At 39.6% G+C, this 19843-nt stretch carries 19 protein-coding genes and 1 pseudogene; 4 read left to right on the top strand and 16 right to left on the bottom strand.

Annotated features, from left to right (window positions below):
* Positions 1–10 precede the first annotated feature (10 nt).
* Positions 11–397: a hypothetical protein gene (locus EM4838_RS11355; protein WP_071866914.1), complete on the bottom strand. Its 387-nt coding sequence runs from the start codon at positions 395–397 to the stop codon at positions 11–13.
* A gap of 265 nt (positions 398–662) precedes the next feature.
* Between EM4838_RS11355 and EM4838_RS11360 the strand changes: the two are divergent.
* A pseudogene (locus tag EM4838_RS11360) lies at positions 663–1735 on the top strand (ISL3 family transposase).
* Positions 1736–1875: 140 nt separating this feature from the next.
* On the opposite strand, the gene sufB reads toward EM4838_RS11360, so the two are convergent.
* From sufB to EM4838_RS11420, 12 genes are all read right to left on the bottom strand, one after another.
* Positions 1876–3267 carry a Fe-S cluster assembly protein SufB gene (gene sufB / locus EM4838_RS11365; RefSeq protein ID WP_071866913.1) on the bottom strand — a complete coding sequence of 464 codons (1392 nt, stop codon included), beginning with the start codon at positions 3265–3267 and terminating at the stop codon, positions 1876–1878.
* A gap of 4 nt (positions 3268–3271) precedes the next feature.
* Entirely contained in the window at positions 3272–3742 is a 471-nt protein-coding gene (gene sufU / locus EM4838_RS11370) for a Fe-S cluster assembly sulfur transfer protein SufU (protein ID WP_071866912.1), read from the bottom strand.
* Complete coding sequence (locus EM4838_RS11375) at positions 3729–4964, bottom strand: cysteine desulfurase (protein ID WP_071866911.1); 1236 nt, start codon at positions 4962–4964, stop codon at positions 3729–3731. Before EM4838_RS11375 ends, sufU begins: the two co-directional genes overlap by 14 nt.
* Positions 4961–6250, bottom strand: coding sequence for a Fe-S cluster assembly protein SufD (gene sufD, locus EM4838_RS11380; protein WP_019724375.1), 1290 nt, complete (start codon positions 6248–6250; stop codon positions 4961–4963). The genes EM4838_RS11375 and sufD overlap by 4 nt, the downstream gene beginning before the upstream one ends.
* Positions 6251–6264: 14 nt before the next feature.
* Positions 6265–7038: a Fe-S cluster assembly ATPase SufC gene (gene sufC / locus EM4838_RS11385; RefSeq protein WP_019724376.1), complete on the bottom strand. Its 774-nt coding sequence runs from the start codon at positions 7036–7038 to the stop codon at positions 6265–6267.
* Between the two features lie 212 nt (positions 7039–7250).
* On the bottom strand, positions 7251–8099 hold the full coding sequence (locus EM4838_RS11390; RefSeq protein WP_065097060.1) for a MetQ/NlpA family ABC transporter substrate-binding protein: 849 nt from the start codon (positions 8097–8099) through the stop codon (positions 7251–7253).
* 23 nt (positions 8100–8122) lie between these two features.
* Positions 8123–8809 (bottom strand): methionine ABC transporter permease, encoded by a 687-nt coding sequence (locus EM4838_RS11395; protein WP_010734634.1) that lies wholly within the window; start codon positions 8807–8809, stop codon positions 8123–8125.
* Positions 8802–9836 (bottom strand): methionine ABC transporter ATP-binding protein, encoded by a 1035-nt coding sequence (locus EM4838_RS11400; RefSeq protein ID WP_071866910.1) that lies wholly within the window; start codon positions 9834–9836, stop codon positions 8802–8804. Before EM4838_RS11400 ends, EM4838_RS11395 begins: the two co-directional genes overlap by 8 nt.
* 384 nt (positions 9837–10220) lie before the next feature.
* Positions 10221–10559 carry a glycine cleavage system H family protein gene (locus EM4838_RS11405; protein WP_010734632.1) on the bottom strand — a complete coding sequence of 113 codons (339 nt, stop codon included), beginning with the start codon at positions 10557–10559 and terminating at the stop codon, positions 10221–10223.
* Between the two features lies 1 nt (position 10560).
* Entirely contained in the window at positions 10561–10917 is a 357-nt protein-coding gene (locus tag EM4838_RS11410; RefSeq protein WP_071866909.1) for an arsenate reductase family protein, read from the bottom strand.
* A 6-nt stretch (positions 10918–10923) separates the two neighbouring features.
* On the bottom strand, positions 10924–12111 hold the full coding sequence (locus tag EM4838_RS11415) for an FtsW/RodA/SpoVE family cell cycle protein (RefSeq protein WP_010734630.1): 1188 nt from the start codon (positions 12109–12111) through the stop codon (positions 10924–10926).
* A gap of 187 nt (positions 12112–12298) precedes the next feature.
* Positions 12299–13120 carry a LysR family transcriptional regulator gene (locus tag EM4838_RS11420; RefSeq protein ID WP_071866908.1) on the bottom strand — a complete coding sequence of 274 codons (822 nt, stop codon included), beginning with the start codon at positions 13118–13120 and terminating at the stop codon, positions 12299–12301.
* Between the two features lie 289 nt (positions 13121–13409).
* On the opposite strand from EM4838_RS11420, the gene EM4838_RS11425 reads away from it, so the two are divergent.
* Together EM4838_RS11425 and EM4838_RS11430 are read left to right on the top strand one after the other, a co-directional pair.
* Entirely contained in the window at positions 13410–14378 is a 969-nt protein-coding gene (locus EM4838_RS11425; protein ID WP_019723785.1) for a TDT family transporter, read from the top strand.
* 122 nt (positions 14379–14500) lie between these two features.
* Positions 14501–15544, top strand: coding sequence for a YeiH family protein (locus tag EM4838_RS11430; protein ID WP_071866907.1), 1044 nt, complete (start codon positions 14501–14503; stop codon positions 15542–15544).
* A gap of 86 nt (positions 15545–15630) precedes the next feature.
* On the opposite strand, the gene EM4838_RS11435 is transcribed toward EM4838_RS11430, so the two are convergent.
* Positions 15631–16095: a methylated-DNA--[protein]-cysteine S-methyltransferase gene (locus tag EM4838_RS11435; protein WP_071866906.1), complete on the bottom strand. Its 465-nt coding sequence runs from the start codon at positions 16093–16095 to the stop codon at positions 15631–15633.
* Between the two features lie 205 nt (positions 16096–16300).
* On the opposite strand from EM4838_RS11435, the gene EM4838_RS11440 reads away from it, so the two are divergent.
* Positions 16301–17254, top strand: a complete 954-nt coding sequence (locus EM4838_RS11440) for a glycosyltransferase family 2 protein (RefSeq protein WP_071866942.1) — start codon at positions 16301–16303, stop codon at positions 17252–17254.
* 925 nt (positions 17255–18179) lie between these two features.
* Here EM4838_RS11440 and EM4838_RS11450 read toward each other — a convergent pair.
* On the bottom strand, positions 18180–18722 hold the full coding sequence (locus EM4838_RS11450; RefSeq protein WP_071866904.1) for a hypothetical protein: 543 nt from the start codon (positions 18720–18722) through the stop codon (positions 18180–18182).
* A 124-nt stretch (positions 18723–18846) separates the two neighbouring features.
* Complete coding sequence (locus EM4838_RS11455; RefSeq protein WP_071866903.1) at positions 18847–19842, bottom strand: hypothetical protein; 996 nt, start codon at positions 19840–19842, stop codon at positions 18847–18849.
* Between the last annotated feature and the right edge of the window lies 1 nt (position 19843).

The following is a 19843-nucleotide window of genomic DNA, read 5'->3' on the forward strand; positions in this document are numbered from 1 at the left end:
CCCGGACGCATTAATGCATCAGCAAATTTCTTTTTAGCGGAACTTTTCTTACTTCAGCAGAACGAACTACTGAAGCCGAAACATTAAAAAGTACAGAAAGTTCATTATTCTTAATCTTGTATAACTTCTTTATTACTTTTATTGGATTAAGCTCAACTTTCTCACCAGATTCATCGATATCAATAAGTTGTATAGTTTCTTCGATACTCAAACCTTCTTTGTACATATCTAGGATATACCCAGGTATTCTATCATTTATTTTAAAAAAGCAATTGTAGCTTATTGTCCATTTCTCACAAAAGTAAGATTTATCAGATAATATCTTGTCATATTCATTTCCTGAACAAACACTATCAAAATTGAACTTACAATTCCAACAAGTTTTATTAATTCTCATTTAACTGACCTTCTTTCAAAATAGAACAAATCCAAGTTCATTTTATCACAAGTATTATTAGTAATTACTATTCTAATAATTTTTCAATACATAAATATCTGAGTCATTTATGTGTTCTTTAAATAATCGGTTCTATAATAAAGTGGACTGATGAATCAACGATGATTCGTCAGCCCACTTTTTCTTTTTGGATATTAAAAAACATATCGTTCTCTAGTCTGATTAAATCACCACAAAATAAACAACTGAGAGGACGATATGCTCTATGGAAAATTCTATCAAAAAAATGCTCCGATTAACAGATAAATATTTAACCATTCAAGGTGTTTCTTATGAAATGTTCCATCAAACCAATACTTTAGTCATTAAGGCGGAACTAGCCCCACCACTTTCTGCTTGTTTGACTTGTGGTTCTACCGCGAGAGATTCGGAGGGGAAAATGGTCATTGTCAAAAATGGCAAGAAAATGACCTGTATTCGTTTCGATCAATTCAACCATTTACCGATGATCATGCGACTGAAGAAACAACGTTATCACTGTAGAATGGTCAATGAATTTCGTTCCCATGTGTCCGCAGAAGACAAGATGAGTTTTATTTGTGCCGATGGCGAAACTGGGCAATTAGTTAATATCTTACCCACTCGAAAATTGTCTAGGTTGACCACTTAATTCCAGACATGTGTGAACCCCTCTGACGTCAACTATCTAGTCACCGATATGAATGCGGCGTATTTTCAACTAACAAAAAAAGTATTTCCTCATGCCAAAATGGTCATTGTTCATTTTCATGTGGTCAAACACATGAATCAAGCGTTCCAAGATTTTCGTGTCCGTGAAATGAAACGCCTGATGGCCTTGGGCAATCAGACAATGCAAGAAAGTTAAAAAGCCATTGGCGCTTACTCACCAAAAATCGGAAGAATATCAACCACACAGAATATAAAACTTGGCGTAGCTTTCGTGCCCCAAAGTATCCTTATCTGACAGAAGCCATGGTGCTTGATCGCTTATTAGGTGCTTCTACAGCCTTAAAAGCCGTTTATAACATTTTCCATGATCTAGCGGATACTTTTCGTGACAAAGAGCACGAGTCTTTTTTCACTCTCTTGTATCAGTTACCAGAAACATTAGATGAAGAATTTCGGCTAAAACTACAAAATCTTCTAAACTATGAAGAAGGCATCCGTCATTCCTTGATCTATCCTTACTCTAATGGAAAAATCGAAGCAAAGAACACCCATATCAAAACACTCAAACGAGTGTCTTATGGCTTTAAATCATTTGAGAACATGCGCATCCGAATCTTTTTGACGAATCAAGTTATTCACGTAAAATAACGAAGAAAATCCCGAAAAGAAGTGTTCACTTCCTCTTCCGGATTTCACTTGATTGAACTCATAAGTCCTTATTGACAAAGAGCCAAAATAAAAAAGCCAGAAGCACCTTAAAATAGGCATTTCCAGCTTAAGCAATTCACTTACCCCACAGACCCTTCCATCTCATAACTAATCAACCGGTTCAACTCTACCGCATATTCCATCGGTAGTTCTTTTGTGAATGGTTCGACGAAGCCCATGACGATCATTTCTGTGGCTTCGGATTCGGTCAAGCCGCGGCTCATGAGGTAGTAGAGTTGTTCTTCTGAGATTTTGGAGACTTTTGCTTCGTGTTCCAACGAGACTTGGCTGTTGTGGATCTCGTTGAATGGGATGGTATCAGATTTGGACCATTCGTCCATGATGATGGTATCACATTCGATATGAGAGATCGAGCCGGCACTGTCTTTTCCAAAGGTGACTTGGCCTCGGTAGTTTACTTCGCCGCCGTCTTTTGAAATTGATTTCGAGACGATCGAGCTTGAAGTGTTTGGTGCGTTGTGGATCATTTTTGCGCCTGTGTCTTGGATTTGGTTGGCTCCGGCAAATGCAATGGATAGCATGGTGCCTCGTGCGCCTCGTCCGTCTAAGTAGACACTTGGGTATTTCATGGTTGTTTTGGCTCCTAAGTTGCCGTCGATCCATTCAACGGTTGCGCCTTCGTAGGCTTTTGCTCGTTTGGTTACAAGGTTATAGACATTGTCTGACCAGTTTTGGATCGTTGTATAGCGGCAGTAGCCGTCTTTGCGGGTAAAGATTTCCACGATAGCTGCGTGTAGACTGTTGGTTGAATAGGTTGGTGCAGTACAGCCTTCGACATAGTGGATGCTGGCGCCTTCGTCCACGATGATCAACGTACGTTCGAATTGGCCGGTGTTTTCGGCGTTGATTCGGAAGTAGGTTTGTAATGGGACATCGACTTTGACGCCTTTTGGTACATAGATAAACGTACCTCCAGACCAAACGGCTGAGTTTAGTGCGGCTAGTTTATTATCTGTTGGTGGCACGAGTTTTGAAAAGTATTCTTTGAATAGTTCAGGATACTCTTTCAATGCAGAATCTGTGTCGGTAAAGACGATGCCGAGTTTTTCGAATTCGTCTTTCATGTTGTGGTATACGACTTCTGATTCGTATTGGGCTGAAGCGCCGGCTAAATAAGCACGTTCGGCTTCTGGGATCCCGATTCGTTCAAAGGTTTCTTTGATTTTTTCTGGTACGTCATCCCAATCGCGAGCAGGTCGGTCACTTGGTTTTTGGTAGTATTTGATGGCATTGAAATCAATGTCAGATAAGTCTGGTCCCCAGTCTTGCATAGGCATTTTGTTGAATGCTTCCAGGGATTTCAAACGGAACTCCAACATCCATTCTGGTTCTTCTTTGATCCGTGACATTTCCCGAACGACTTCTTCAGTCAAGCCTTCTCCTGTACTAAAAACGGGTTCCACGTCGTCGTGGAAGCCAAATTTATATTCTTCTAATTCTGGTACGCCCATTTGCTCACTCCTTTTCCTTGTGCTCATGATGGACGGTTGCAGTACCGTCTTCTTCCATTGCTTTGCCTAGTGCTTTCCAGGCAAGCGTTGCGCATTTGATGCGCGCGGGGAATTTTGCGACACCACTTAACATGGCAGCGTCCCCTAGTGGTTCAAGATCTGCGACTTCTTTTCCTTGGACCAGCAGTAAAAAGTCGTCCGTCAATTGCTCTGCTTCTGCAATTGTTTTGCCGATGACAGCATCGGTCATCATTGAGGCACTGGCTGTACTGATAGAGCAACCACTGCCGTCAAAGGCGATATTATTGATTTTGCCGTCTTTGATCTCGACTTGTAATTCAATGACATCCCCACAGGTGGGGTTGTTCATTTCAATCTTATTCGTTGATTCCGTCAACGTGCCACGATGATGTGGATGTGATGAGTGGTCCAAGATCACGTGACGGTAAAGATTGTCTAATTTAGATAGTGCCATGTTGGAAAAACTCCTTTGTTGCGAGAATTGCTTGGACGAGACGATCGGCATCTGCTTTTGTGTTATAAACGTAAAAGCTGGCACGAGCTGTCGCAGCGACCCCTAGATACTTCAATAATGGTTGGGCACAATGATGACCGGCACGAACAGCGACGCCTTCCATATCAAGAGCAGTCGCTACATCATGGGGATGTAGGTTCTCTAAGTTGAAGGAAATCACACCTGTACGTTGGGTCGGGTCTTTTGGTCCATAGATCGTCAAGCCTTCGATTGCTTGGAGTTTTGGTAAGACATAACCAACAAGTTCTTCTTCATATTGATGAATGCCTGCTAAACCAATGGATTCAAGATAATCAATGGCTGCGCCGAGTGCGATCACACCGGCGATGTTTGGTGTGCCTGCTTCGAATTTCCATGGAAGTTCTTTCCATGTGCTGTCTTGTAGGCCAACAAAGTCGATCATTTCTCCACCGAATTCAACGGGTTCCATTTGTTCCAACCATTTCCGTTTTCCATATAATACACCTGTTCCGGTCGTTGCGCACATCTTATGTCCGCTAAAAGCAAAGAAATCACAGTCTAGTGATTGGACATCGATTTTGATGTGTGGAGCAGATTGTGCACCATCTACCACTAAAATACCACCTTTTTCATGAACGATCGTCGCCAATTCTTGGATCGGATTAATGACACCTAATACATTAGAGGCATGGGCGACCGACACGATTTTGGTTTTTTCTGAAATGATCGAAGTGGCATGTTCTAGATCAAGAAATCCTTCTTCGGTCAATTCGATGTATTTCAAAGTAGCACCTGTTCGTTTTGCCAACTGTTGCCAAGGGATGATGTTCGAATGATGCTCCATATAAGAGATCACGATCTCATCACCGGCTTTGACAAAGGCATCGCCATAGCTTTGCGCTACCCAATTCAAACTTGTGGTCGTTCCACGTGTGAAAATGATCTCGGCGGTCTCTTGGGCATTCAAAAAGCGACGAACTTTTTCTCTAGCAGCTTCGTAATCATGGGTTGCTCGTTCGGCTAACGTATGCACGCCTCGATGGACGTTGGCATTGTTTGCGGAATAATAATGTGTCATAGTCGCTAACACTTGTTTGGGTTTTTGCGTAGTCGCTGCATTGTCTAAATACACCAGGGGTTCGTCATTGACTTCCTGAAATAAGATCGGGAAATCTTGACGGATTTGTTCTGGAGAAATCATACATTTAACTTCCCTTCAATAACTGCCACTAGTTCTTTGCGCACCGCTTCTACTGGGATTGCAGTTAAGACAGACCCTAAGAAGCCACGAATGACTAAACGTTCTGCTTCTTCTTTTCGTAAACCTCGACTCATCAAATAATACATTTCTTCCGGATCGACACGTCCAACACTTGCGGCATGTCCTGCTGTAACTTCGTGTTCATCGATCAAGAGAATCGGATTGGCATCGCCTCGTGCTTTATCTGAAAGCATCAAGACACGACTTTCTTGTTGGGCATCGGCACCTTTGGCTTTTTTCAAGATGTGTCCAATACCGTTGAATGTCAACGTGCCACGTTCGCGGATCACACCATGTTGCAAGATATGTCCAATCGTATGTGGGGCTTTATTTGTCACCCGGGTATCGATTCCTTGTGTTTGTTTTCCTGAACTGATTGCCACGATCTTGACTTCCGCATGTCCGCCTTCACCCACTAAATCTGAATCAAAATCAGCGACGATATTGCCATCATTCATCACTCCGATTGCCCAGTCCACAAAAGCATCCCGCAAGATATGTCCACGACGGTTCATATATGCTGTGACATTTTCGCCTAATTGGTCGACTGCTGCATATTTGACTTTGGCACCGGCTTTGGCGATGACTTCAACAATGATATTCCCAGAGACTTTTTGTAATTCTTCTCCAGTTGTTTGGAATCGTTCCAAGTAAGAGAATTCACTGTGTTCATCTGCGACGATCAAGACGTGTTTAAAGAAGTGTTGCGAAAATGCTCCTTCTTGGATAAACAGGGATTCGATCGGTTCTTTGATGACTACGTTTTTTGGTACATATAAGAACAATCCACTATTCATAAATGCGGCATGAAGCGCAGTCAATTGGTCTTCGTCCATTTCAACAGCTTTCGTCATGTAATATTCTTGGACTAATTCAGGGTATTCTTGCATTGCAGTAAATAGATCTGTAAAGATCACTCCTTGTTCTGCAAGGTCTGCGGATAATTGCTCAAAGACAGTCAAGGTGCCTTGTTGCACGACTAATGGATTGTCTTTCATCGCATCAAATGCCGCAACATTTCCAGATTCAGGTGTCTGATCAGTCAACTCATTGATTGAAAACAATGGCCAACGGTGGAATTTCACACGTTCGATATGGGGCAATGGTAGTTCATCTGCTTTTTTCAGCGCCTCTTGACGAAGCGTCGTCATCCATTCCGGTTCACCTTTACTGAATGAAAAATCTGTAACAGCGTCAAGATGATCGAGCCATTTAATGTCTTTCATAGATGTGCTCCTCCTTACGCTTCTTCTTCTTTGTAGTCGATTCCTAATTCTTTACTGATGCCTGCATATCCTTCGGCTTCTAGGCGTTTTGCTAAATCTGCACTGCCAGTCATCACGACACGACCTTCCATCATGATGTGGACTACGTCAGGTGTGATGTAGTTTAACAAGCGTTGGTAGTGAGTGATGATCAAAGCACCAAAGTTGTCGCCGCGCATTTCGTTCACGCCTTTTGCCACGACTTTTAGTGCATCAATATCTAAACCTGAATCGATTTCATCTAAAATCGCAAAAGTTGGTTCTAACATCAAGAGTTGTAAGATCTCATTACGTTTTTTCTCTCCACCAGAAAAGCCTTCGTTCAAATAACGTTCAGCCATTTCTTCTGGCATATTCAAGAGTCCCATCTTTTCATCTAACTTTTTCAAGAATGACATGACAGAAATCTTGTCGTCTTCCGGACGTGTCGCATTGATAGCTGCACGCATAAATTCGGCATTCGTGATCCCTGGAATCTCACTTGGGTATTGCATGGCTAAAAACAGACCTAAACGTGCACGTTCATCTACTTCTAGCTCTAACACATTTTGCCCATCAAAAAGGATTTCTCCTTCAGTTACTTCGTAATTCGGATTTCCCATAATTGCAGCAGACAAGGTCGATTTACCTGTTCCGTTTGGTCCCATGATGGCATGGATTTCTCCTGTTTTCATTGTTAAATTCACGCCTTTAAGGATTTTCTTGTCCTCAATCGACACATGTAGGTTTTTTATTTCTAAGACAGACATGTAGTTCCCCTCCATATTCTGATTCGTTCTCACTCATTTTAGACTAATTGAGAATGAAGCGCAACGCCCCGACCAGTTAAAAATGTCATAATTTTGATTTATTGCAAATAAAACATCATTTTCAATTGATAATCTTTATAAACTGAATAAAATAATTTTTGTTCGTTTTTTCTCAAAAAAAGTCTGGGAATCATTCCCAGACTTTACAGGTTTTATTTTGCATCCGCATCGACAGATTTTACGGAGCCTTCCCATTGTTCTTCGATCCATTGACGAACATCTTCTTGATGTAAGACTTCGATCAATTTTTTGATCTTGTCGCTGTCTTCGTCACCTTTACGTGTCGCAATGATGTTGACATATGGTGAGTTGTCTTTTTCTAATAATACCGCATCTTCTAATGGATTCAATCCAGCGCCGTAAGCAAAGTTGGCGTTGATAGCTACTAGATCGCCTTCGTCATTTTGGTAAGTGGAAGCCAATAATGCTGGATCGATCGTGTGATTGAATTTCAAGTTTTTAGGATTTTCATCGATATCATCAAATGTGGCTGTTTCTAAATCAACGCCATCTTTCACTGTCACTAAACCAGCATCTTTCAAGATCGTGATGATCCGTCCCCAGTCAGATTCTGAATTTGAAGTAATGATCGTTGCACCATCTTCTAATTCAGAGATGTCTTTGATTTTTTGTGAATACAAGCCCATTGGTTCGATGTGGACAGCACCGGCATTGACAAAATCATAGCCTTTTTCGTCGATTTCTTTGTTCAAGTAAGGGATGTGTTGGAAATAGTTCGCATCAATGTCGCCTTCTGATAATGCCTGGTTTGGCAAGACATAGTCGTCAAATTTGACGATTTCCAAATCAATGCCTTCATCTTTCAAAAGCGGCTTCACATGTTCTAAGATTTCCGCATGTGGCGTTGGTGATGCGCCGATTTTCAAGGTTGTATCGTCTGATGCGTTTGATGAGTCACTACTGCTTCCGCCGTTTCCACATGCGGCTAATCCAACTGTCAGTAAAAGCGTTGCTGCAAATCCAAAAATTTTCTTTTTCATATCCTATATCCTCCTATTTCCTACTATCTTTTATCTGTTTTCTTCGTTAAGAAATCCCCGATTCCTTGAACAATAAATACGATGACTAAAATAATCAAGGTAGCGACAAAAGTCACTGTTAAATTACCACGTTGATAGCCTTCTTGCCAAGCCAAGCCACCTAGACCGCCGGCACCGATTGCTCCTGCCATGGCAGTAAAACCGATCATTGAGATCGTCGTTACAGTCAACCCTGAGATCAAAGCTGGGACACTTTCAGGGATCAAGACTTTCCAAATGATTTCCCAATAGCTCGCGCCCATCGCATCTGCGGCTTCTAAGACCCCAGGGCTGACTTCGCGAAACGCGATTTCTACAAGTCGAGCGTAAAAAGGAGCAGCGGACAACACGAGAGCTGGAATCGCTGCTTGTGCGCCTAACATCGTTCCCACGATTGCTTTGGTAAAGGGAATGATCAAGACCATCAAGATCATGAATGGTGTCGATCGGAAAATATTACTAATGATCGAAACGATGCCGTAAATGATCCGCGCATACGGTTTGTTTTTGCGACCGATCGAGTAAAGGATCAAACCAAGGATCAAACCGATGATGGTTACTAAGACCATGGAGATCAACGTCATGTATAACGTGTCCATGATGGCTTGTTGCATCGTCTCCATGTTGATTTGGCTAAAATCAAGGTAGGTTTCTGTGAAGCTTTTATCCATGATGGATCACCTCCACTCCAACGCCTTGCTCTTTGATAAAGTTTTCTGCTTGGTCCAATTCGTTTTCCTCTCCGATCATCAAGGTAGTCAGCGAACCAAACGAGCCTTCTTTGGTTTGCTTGATTTTCCCATATACGACATTGATATCCACATTGTAACGACGAATGGCTTGAGAAATCACTGGTTCATTGGCATTCGTTTCGTTGAAGGTCAATGTCACTAAGCGACCGTCAGGATTTTCTTTGATCAACTCTGCCAATAATTCAGTTGACTCAGCTTCTGGTTCGATATCTTGTTGGACGAAGCGTTTCGTGACTTCTTGTTGTGGATTGCGAAAAACGGTCAACGCATCGCCTTCTTCCACGACTTGCCCACGTTCCATCACCGCTACTTTGTTACAGATTTTACGGATAACGTTCATTTCATGAGTGATCAAAACGATCGTCAAGTTCAATTTTTTGTTGATTGCCAATAATAGATCTAAGACCTCTTCCGTCGTTTGTGGGTCCAATGCACTTGTCGCTTCATCGCAAAGGAGGATTTCTGGCTCATTGGCTAACGCACGAGCAATCCCGACTCTTTGCTTTTGTCCACCAGATAATTGGGACGGATAAGCTTGTCCTCGTCCTTCTAAACCGACTAAACGGAGCAATTCTTCTGCTCTTTCTTTCCGTTGTTGTTTCGGTACACCGGCTAATTCCAAAGGTAGTTGGATATTTTCTAGTACGGTACGTGACCATAATAGATTGAAATGTTGAAAAATCATACCGATTTTTTTACGAAAAACGCGTAATTCTTTATTTTTTAATTTAGTAATGTCTTGGTCGTTGACAATTACTTGACCATCTGTAGGTAATTCCAAGCCATTCAACAAACGAACTAACGTACTCTTACCAGCACCGGAATAACCGACGATGCCGTAAATGTCGCCTTGTTCCACTTGTAGTGAAACGTCGTTGATAGCGTGGATCATCCCATGTTTTCCGCCAAATGTTTTCTTGACATTCGTCAATTGGATCAATGACATATCGTTCACATCTTTCTTTACTTATTTTCTCTTAGACAACAAAAAAACTTTCGTCCTTTGCGTTTAGCAAAAGGACGAAAGTTTAGACTTCCGTGTGACCACCTTGATTCGCTGCTATTTCACAATAACAACCTCGTTCAGTACTTGACGCTAGTCGCATACTGCTGTGCTATAACGGGCACGCCCGTAGTCAGTTTGCTTGCGCTCACTCACTCTGCTCTAAGACCATCTTCCATCTCATTTCCGTTACCCTTTCACAGCAAACCGGGCTCTCTTGAAACATCCGTGACATGTACTCTTCTTATCAAAGCTTTCAATATGATTGTTTATGATTATAGCAGTTACAAGAATCAGTGTCAAACGTTAATTTGAACATCGTGTTTCTTAAAGTGCGTCGAATTCTGCTGCATCGACATCTTTAAAACTCAATAACCACGCAGTCATTTCATCTTCATCGTTCAAAACAGCGATATTCTCACTGATTTTTTCATTCACAGATGAGACTGTTCCAGATAATGGACTTGCAAATTCAGTGACTGCTTTTTCTGCTTCTACTTCAACTAGTGCATCGCCTGCTTGATAGGCTTTACCGATTTTTGGTAAGTTGGCAAACGTGATCTCACCTAGATCTTCTTGCGCTTCTTTTGTCAAACCTACACAGTATTCTTTTCCATTAAATAAAATCCAAAGGTTATCTTTCTTCTTTAAGTGTTTCCCAGCCATTTTAATTGAATGCTCCTTCGTATATTTTTTCATTAAAACCGATTGTGACCAGTTGATTGTCTTTGACGATCAATGGTCGTTTGATCAACATGCCGTCCGTAGATAACAGCTGACTTGCTTCTGTGAGGGATAATTCATCGATTTGATCTTTTAGACCAAGTTCACGATACTTCATCCCGCTTGTATTAAAGACACGGCGAAGCGGCACTTCTGAATGCTTCAACCATGATTCGATCGTTTCTGCCGTAGGCGTATCTTTGACCATATCGACCGCTTGATACGTTACTTGATGATTGTCGAGCCAAGCCTTGGCTTTTCGACAAGTGGAACACTTTGGGTACTCATAAAAAGTAAACAACTTGCGTTACCTCCTAGAATTTTTTACCGGTGCTTCATTTTGATAACGCATAGATAAGATCAATCCGATCCCAATCATATTCCCTAAGATCGATGAACCCCCTTGACTGATAAACGGCAATGGAATCCCAGTTAATGGAAGTAAGCCGATATTTGCGCCAATGTTTTCAAAGACATGGAATAAGAGCATCATGATCAATCCACTTGCGATATAGGCATAAAACTCATTGTTCGTATCGAAGCAGACACGTATCATACGATAAATCAATACAAAATACAAGAAAATGACAAATGCGCCACCAATAAAGCCAAAATTCTCGCCGATGACAGTGAATATCATATCCGATTCTCGGACTGGCACGTAAATGTTGCTGACGTTAAAGCCTTTTCCGAACATCCCACCTGTTCCGATTGCTAAAATCCCTTGGGCGGGTTGGAAGCTAAAGCCCGACGTATCATGAAATGGATCGAGCCAAGAATCGATTCGGGCAAATTGGTAAGATTTGAACCCAACAGTATACAGGAATTCTCTTCCTGATTCTGTGGTCACAAGGAAAATCGTTCCTGCCCCCACAATAAATGCTAAAGCAAAGATCGGGCCAATGATTTTCCAAGAAATCCCTGACATCAAAAAGACGCCACCAAAGATCGCCAGAAAGACGAGCATCGTCCCAAAGTCTTTTTGCGCCATGACTAACGCAATCACAGGAATCGAAATGATCAACATCTTTGCAATCAGCCAAAAATCAGATTTGATTGTTCGAACTTTGACTTGCGTATTGTGCTTCGTTACGATCAACGCCAGCATCAAAATATAAGCGATCTTCATCAGCTCGGCTGGTTGAAATGTGACACTTCCAAAACGGAACCAGTTTTTTGAACCGGTACTTGCCGCCAGATTCTGGTCGTAAAATCGTAAGAGCAACCCCATGACAAGCAATCCTAATCCATAGAGATAAGGTGTCAATTTCCAGATCCATTTTGAATTGATTCGCATGACGATTGCAATCGCTACTGCTCCCACAAGGTACCAAATGATCTGCATCCCGACACCTCTTGTCACAGAAGGACCGTTTGGATCATGTGTCAATGCAACATATAAGGATAAAATCCCAATCAAACATAATAAAAATACTGGTAGAATGACTCCGTAATCGATGCGGTTATCATTCGAAGTTTTTATTTTTTTTTCCATTTTTCATCCCTTTTCCTAAAAACCATACTGCCCTATATTATAGCTGTCTCCTTCTATAAATGAAAGCCAAAGCAAATGAGATTTGCGAAAAATTAATCTTATTCATTTCTCTTTATCCTTTCTTAAGATAAAAACGAAAAAAACGCTTATTCAAGGGAGAAGTTCTATTGATTCCGTCTGATATTTTTCAATTTTTCTTTTCCTTTTTATAGAAATCCAAGATCTCATTTCCTACTTCTAATAACCGTTCAGAGGTCAAATGGGTCCGTTGGATCAAATAGAACTGACGAGATTCAGCTAAAGGTTCAACGTGTATCCCTTTTGGTACTGCTCGTTTGGATAATATGGATCGGCCGATTCCTTCTTTCAACATCGCCACAATGACTTCATTACTTTTTACAAGCATTTTCTTTCCTTGGATATTCTTTTCTTCAAAATAACGTTGCGTGTAATGGAACACACCTGAAGAAGATTCCCTGACTAGCCATAGCTCACTCTTAGGATCACCTGCAACGACCAACGCATCTTCAAGTAAAGAAAAGCGTTGTACGCCGGTTGTTTCTAAAGGTTTTTCGATAAAACCAAAATCAGCTTCATGTTTTGCCACTTGCTCCAAACTCTCATGAGAATTCGCAAAAGCAATCGAAAACTTGATTTTTGGAAAACGCACGATCAACTCTTTCATCAATTGAGGCAATAAATACACAGCAAATGTATGGGAAGCGACGATCCGGCACACTTCTTCTTCATTTTTTTCATCCGCTAATTGTTGTTGTGTTGTTTCCCATTCTTCCAATAAAACCAATGTTCGTTCATAAAGCAAATCCGCTTGTTTTGTCGGTTTCATCTCTTGTCGTCCATTGCGTTGGAAAAGTTCAACTCCAAGATCCCGCTCCAATTGTTTGATTTGATTGGACACCGCAGGTTGAGACAAATAGAGTAATTCAGCGGTTCGCGAAAAATTTCTTGTTTCATAAACGACACGAAAGGTTGTTAATAACTTAAACATCTAACCACTTCCATTATCTTTTTTTATAGTAACTATAATAACTATTTGATTTAAATATATCAAAAAGACTCTATAATGAAAAGTGTAAGGAACAGGTTGTGGACCTTCAGTTACACACACCTCACAACCTTCCAGACAGCTTACTGCAACGATAAGGAGAAGCATCCATGCGATTTGTTTTTTCCCATTGAAAAACTTTACTATTCTTCGTAACAAGCAGTTTTCATCGTTGGCTACTTATCGTTGCAACGAGTCTGTCCTTGATTATCAATAAAAAGGAGAGTAATGTATGAAGCATTTCTTGAAGATTGTTCCGATCCCGATTTGTGGGTTGATCCTTGGATTGACTTCTTTAGGGAATCTTTTAAAAGACTATCATTTGACGCATTTAGGAAATTTTGTAGGCGCGATCGGTATGCTTTTGATGCTGTTGATCATCGGCAAACTGATCCTTTTATTTGAACACACGAAGCAACATCTATATGATCCAATCGTCGCTTCCGTCTCGCCGACCTTTACGATGTCTTTGATGGTCATCTGTACGTATTTTGTTTCTTTCAAATCAATTGCGCCAATTGTCAAATTGATTTGGTTAGCCGCAGTGATCTTCCAAATCATCTTGGTTCTGTACTTTAATTACCATCATGTAGTTAAAGCAGACTTGTCAATAGAAGCAATTTTTCCAAGCTGGTTTATCGTGTATGTTGGTTTTGGTGTCATCACAGTAACTGCTGGAAACTTTTCTCCGATTCTTGGAAAGATCTTCTTCTGGCTTTCGTTAGCTTGTTATGTAGTACTACTACCAATCATCATCCATCGAATTTTCTTTGTCAAAAATATGGCGCAACCAACCTTGCCATTGATTGCGATTCTTGCAGCACCTGGTTCTTTGTGCCTGACAGGGTACTTAAAAAACTTTGAAGACCCAAATTTGGCCTTAGTCATGACGTTGTTCCTTGTTTCGCAAGTACTTTACTTTATCGTTTTAGCCATGTTACCACGTCTGTTATTGCTTGATTTTTATCCAAGCTTTGCAGCCTTTACTTTCCCATTGGTGATCTCTGCTACAGCAATCTCTACTGCCACTGCTTATTTCCATCAACTAGGGTTTGCTACAGGGATCTTAGATGGATTGAAAGTCATCGAGTGTTTGATTGCCTGTGGCATGATCGCTTACGTCTTAGGACACTATGCCATCTACTTGATTAAAGAACACAGTCAACATAAACATCACCTTTCAAAGGGATTGATAGAATAGACTTCACCTTCTGTCTTTTTCACTTAGTAAAAAGGCAGAAGGTTTTTTTGTATTCACGAGGAAACAATTAAATGATACTATATTTTAGATAAACTTTTTCTTACATGAAAGGAAAGAATCAAATGAATGCTTTATTCACTTATATAAAAACGTTGAAAAAATTTGGTGGTCGAAAAATCTTACCCGGACTACTACTCGCCTTTTCCGTCGCAGTCATTAGTCGGCTACTGGCACCCTTCGTCCCACAACTCGGTGCAGGAACCATTGCGATTTTACTTGGCATCGTTTTAGGAAACACATTGTTTAAGCAACCTGAACTTGCGGTGGGCACCAAATTTGCCGAAAGTAAACTATTAGAATGTTCCGTTTTCTTGCTTGGTGCAACTGTGACGATCCAAACGATTGCACAGATTGGTATCAAAGGCGTAACTTTCGTGTTACTCCAAATGACTGTCACGATTCTTGGTGCCTATTTCATCGGAAAAAAACTATTGTTCAGCGATACATTTTCCTTGATGATGGCAGGCGGGAACGCCATTTGCGGTTCTTCAGCCATTGCTTCGATTGCTCCAGTGATCCATGCAGATGAAGAAGAAAAGGGCCAAGTCATTACCTTGGTCAATCTTTTAGGGACAGTGATGATGTTGACACTTCCCTTTTTAGGTCTCCAACTATTTGGTGATCAACTGATCGAAAAAAGTGCGCTTATAGGTGGTACTTTACAATCCGTTGGACAAGTGGTTGCTGGAGCAAGTCTATTAGATGCTTCAGTCGTGCAATTTGCGATGCTGTTTAAAATCATGCGGATCATGATGCTTGTGGTCGTGGTATTCCTCTTTGAAAAATTTATGACAAAAAAACAGCCGGCCGTCTCTTCTACGTATACGCCAAAAAACCACAAACGAAAAATGCCACTTCCTTGGTACGTTTTAGGCTTCTTGATCGTGTGTTTAATCAACAGCTTCTTCACCATTCCCCATGTGATCGATCAAAGCGCTAGTTTTATTAGTGGGTGGTTTGAGGTCACTGCATTAGCCGCGATTGGCTTACGTTTGGATTTTGCAAAGTTCATGAAAGAAGGAAAACGATTCTTGACGTATGGATTGACTGTGGGACTTTTACAAACGATCATGGCTTTATTCTTTATTTGGTTGATCAAACTATAAGTAAAATAAGCACCAACAGCTCGGAAAGATCTTCTATTTCGAGGTGTTGGTGCTTATTTATCTGTATTGTCAGCTAGTAGTACAGCCTAATGAGCTAAAATATTTTCAAGCACTAATAGTTGCCGTTTGATCACTAACCCATTTTCAGCTTTCCCCATATACCCAGTCAATTGTCCATTTTGCCCAATCACTCGGTGACAAGGAATAACGATTGGTAGAGGATTCAAACGATTGGCTTGACCAATCGCACGAGCTGCCTTTGGTTGTCCGATTGCCTGTGCCACTTGTTTATATGTGCGACTTTGTCCATAAGGGATTCTTGTGAGCACTCGCCAAACCTTTTGTTGAAAGGCTGTTCCTCTTTGGAAAGATAAAGGTACATCGAAAACGTGTCTTTCACCTGAAAAATACTCTTGCAGCTGTTGTTTTGCCAAGGATAAAATCTGAGCATTTGCTTCTTCATTTTCAGAAATTCGTTCAAAAGAGACAGCTGTTAATCCTTTTTGATCGGCATCAAGCCATAAAGGACCGATTGGTGTTTCAATTTTCATTTTTGTCCGCCTTCCTCATCACTTATTTTATTTATCATCTATGATTCTTCGAAAAAAATCAACCTAAAAGTTTATTTAATGACATAGAGATGGTACACTGTATACGGCACTTATAATAAAGATAATTATCTTATATCATTGTTATTTAAACATACTTTTATTTATACTAGTTATAGGAGAAAACATGCTTGAAAGGAACGAAAACATGAAAATATCAATTGTTATCCCTTGTTTTAATGAAGAAAAAACTGTCCCACTTTTTTTTGATGAAGTCGAAAAATTTCGTGGCGATTACGAGTTCGAGTATCTTTTTATCGATGATGGGTCAAGTGATGGTACATTAGCTGCCATCAAAAAATTAGCGAATGTACATGAATCCGTTCGTTTTGTCGCTTTTTCACGAAATTTCGGAAAAGAAGCCGCACTATATGCCGGCCTGCAAGCCTCTACAGGAGACCTTGTCACTGTCATGGACGTCGATTTACAAGATCCACCTGAATTATTACCAGTGATGATCGATAAAGTCATCAACTCCGATATCGATTGTATCGGTACACGCCGTTCTACTCGTGAAGGTGAACCAGCTATCCGTAGTTTCTTTGCGAAGAAATTTTACCAATTGATCAATAAAATCAGTGATACTGAAATGGTTGACGGTGCAAGAGATTATCGCATGATGACTCGCCAAATGGTGGATGCGGTCTTAGAATTAGCGGAATACAATCGCTTTTCAAAAGGACTATTCAGTTGGGTAGGATTCAAAACAGAGTATCTCTCATTTGAAAATCGCGAACGCGTTGCCGGTGAAACGTCTTGGTCATTTTGGAAATTATTCAACTATTCAATCGATGGGATCGTCAATTTTTCTGACACGCCATTGAACATCGCCTCATTTGTTGGCGCACTATCATGTATCGGTTCAGGAATCGCCATCTTATTTATTATTTTACGTGCGTTATTATTTGGTGATCCAACATCCGGCTGGCCTTCACTCGTCTCAATCGTCCTATTCATCGGCGGAATCCAACTTCTTTCTCTTGGTATCATTGGGAAATATATCGGAAAAATCTTCCTAGAAACGAAAAAACGCCCAGTCTATATCGTCAGGGAAACTGAAAAACAAAAAGCCCACCAAATTGGTGAACAAACAGACAAATAAGCAATGAATAAAGCTATCCTTTCAAATTAGAGGGTAGCTTTTTCTTTTATGATAGCCAGTTAAAATAACTCTCATTATAGAAAGTTATTTTAGCTGATTGCGTTTTATCTATCCATTCATTGCGTATACTTATAGATGATAATGTTTCTATTTGTTAATTATATCTGATAGCATTTTTAAGCTACATAAATACTAAAGGAGGCAATACTATGTATCATTACTTAGACATACTTAACTTCGGTATTCTAGGTCTTATGTTAATCTCACTTGTATCTTTGATATTAATCAGTAATCGAATAGAATTATTTAAACAATACATATATTCAAAAAAAATTTTCTCTGCAGCTTCTGATGAAACAGAAATATACATTCATATGTTAAAAAAAAGTAATCAATACATTTTTTTGACTTCAATTTCATTTATCCTTTCAAATGTGCTAGTTTCAAAGAACATCTTGAATCTTTCTACCTTTTTTTTAATTTTAGGAATCTTCTTCTTGTTGTTGAGTTTAACTACATGTTTCTACTCTAAAGAGAGCATTAGCCAAGGATATCTGGTTATAGCTAAAAATAAATCATATTTGATATACTACTTTAATAATCAAAAACAGCAAAACATCATTTTATCTTGGCAAAATAAAATGATTTCTTCACTTTATCTCACTTTATTCTTTTATATGTTACTCTTGATCTCAACTTTACTGATGAAAACAATCTAGTAATATTTCCTTTATTAATGGTTCTAGCGTTTTTTTACGATAGATATCATTTTTTTATAGCATATCAAACGTAAACTTAGAATAAAAATTATATTTGGTCCTTATACCAATTTTTTTCTTATAGTTCCTTTGTACTTTGACCCTAATCAATAATTATAAGCGATTGAGGTTTATATCCATAAAAAACAGAGATAAAAAACAGTTATTTATGGAATTATTTTTTTCATAGGATACATAATGACTTGATGTTCTTTCACTTCCTCGCTGAATAAAAACAATTTATCTGCTTCGATCCTGTACTTATGATCTTTGATCACATTCGCATAGTTCACACTTGCTGGATCTGGTTCTAAATAGAAGTTATCTTGATTAACTGAATATATTCCAGCATACTCTGTCAGCCCAGACAGATTGATTCGCTGTACTTCACCTGATTCATTGAAGATCAAGATACCTCCACCCTCCAGTTTCCAAGAATACTTGATCAAGAGATCTTGTAACTGGTCGTGGGAGATATCACTTTTTATTTTTAATTTCTGATAGGCTTCATCGACTTGTCCAGGACCAGGAAATGCTTTTTTATATTCCTCGAATGTCAAATGGTCTGAATCAGTTATTTCCTGTAAAGAAGTACTTTCTATTGTTTCCTCCATGCTGTCTCTTGTTTGAGATTGTCCTGTACTTGATTCGTTACTACAACCAGTAATTAGTAATACAAACAACAAGATAGATACTATCCGTTTCTTCATTCTAGTTTGTTCACTCTCCTATCTTTTCAAAAAATAAAAAGGACTACTACATGATTTGTTGAACATACGCGAATAATTGGTATGGCCACCATTTAATATAAGTACCAAGCTTGACTATCTCTACTCACATATCTTTCTTCCCGTAAAATATAGATGCATTTGAAATCCAGTTGAAGCCTTCATTAGTGACTGTTCCTTGACCGGTTAAGTGGTCATTATCAAGAACAAATAAATCAACCAGTGGTTGCTCCGCTAAATTAGGTTTTTTTACACTAATTAAAGTTCCATCTCCGGAATACTGTTTTTCTATTGGAAATTTATATTCATCAAAATTATCTTTTTTTATTTCCTCTATGTTTCTGATCGTTACTTCTGAATCAAAGTCGATCGTATCCACGATCAAATAATTGGTCATGATGGAATCAGCGAAACCTTCAAACTTAAGAATAATTCCTGTTGCTTCATCGATCCATGCTTTAAAAGTTTGAGCGTTTACTTTTGACCCAAATTCCTCTGGATACTCTCCTTCAAGAAAAACAACGTCCCTTCCCAGTAGCTTTTCTGTCCGAATGATTTCCCAATGATTATAGAGAGAAAAAAGTTGGGCACCATAAAGTTGTGAAAAGACAGCATCTGCTGACATAGATAGCGGTAAAACAGAATCTCGTTGATTCAAAACCGTTTCTCCTAAACCATTTTTTGTTAATCGGCTTTCAATTGATTTACCCTTATTGGCTCGATCAATATCAACGTTATATTGACTTACAAAGTAATCGTTTTCTTTAAAATTCACATCAACTAAATTTTTATTTTTAGACTTATCATAGATGATTGCTTTTTGCTCACCCGTTGTTTCATTTTCAAATACCTCAACAAATTCTTCATCCAGAATACCTTTAGAAAAGTCTAGTTTTGCTTGTACTTGATACTCCCTGTCAGATAAATTCCCATATTTTTCTCGAAAGGATATACTTACCTTATCGTAAAAATCGACTGAATTAACTACCTTATTAGCAATTTCCCTTTCTTGCTCGCTCAATGGATTGATTTCTTGCGCAGAAACGGCATCACCTAATGTTACTATTCCAAACACCCCAACGAATAATAGAATTTTTTTCATT

Source organism: Enterococcus mundtii (assembly GCF_002813755.1).
Classification (GTDB): Bacteria; Bacillota; Bacilli; order Lactobacillales; family Enterococcaceae; genus Enterococcus_B; species Enterococcus_B mundtii.